Raw genomic sequence first — 553 nt, forward strand, 5'->3', positions numbered from 1 at the left:
CTCAGCGGTTTGCGGTGGTGACGGGCGAGGTGACGCCGCCCAGCGACACCCAGGCGACGGCGTCCTGGCTCTCGCGCTTGATGAACACGTAGCCGGTCCTGTGCCAGGGCAGGATCGCGCTGGTCTTGTTGTCGAGCACGAGGTCGCCGCGGTCGGTGATGAGCGTCAGCACCGCGTGACCCTCGCCCTTCTCGTCGATCACCACGGTCATGCGCATCGCCCGGCGCGGCAGACCGGCCTCGGCCAGCAGGTGGCGCTTGAGCAGCTGGAAGTCCTCGCAGTCGCCGATGCCGTCCTCGGCCAGGTCCCAGCGGTCGGCCACGTGCAGGTGCTCCTGGTCGGTCATCGGCTCGACCGCCTTGTTGACCCGCCGGTTCACCGACGCGATCGTCGCCCAGGTCGCCGGCGTCAGGCTGATCCGCGCCGGCTCGCTGCGGTCCACCGTGCACTCCGCCGCGTAAGCCTGGCAGAACGTCACCCAGGCGGCGAGCGGCTTGGCGTCCCCCTGAACCCGCGCACCCGCCTCCGTCGGAAGGCTCGCCAGCGTCTGTGC

General features: G+C 70.9%; 1 protein-coding gene. It reads right to left on the reverse strand.

Annotated elements, in window-relative coordinates:
* Window position 1 precedes the first annotated feature (1 nt).
* Window positions 2-553: transglutaminase-like cysteine peptidase (locus MFF58_RS31965; RefSeq protein ID WP_238294358.1), on the reverse strand; the 552-nt coding region annotated here is incomplete at its 5' end.

This window comes from Methylobacterium longum (assembly GCF_022179385.1).
Lineage (GTDB): Bacteria > Pseudomonadota > Alphaproteobacteria > Rhizobiales > Beijerinckiaceae > Methylobacterium > Methylobacterium longum.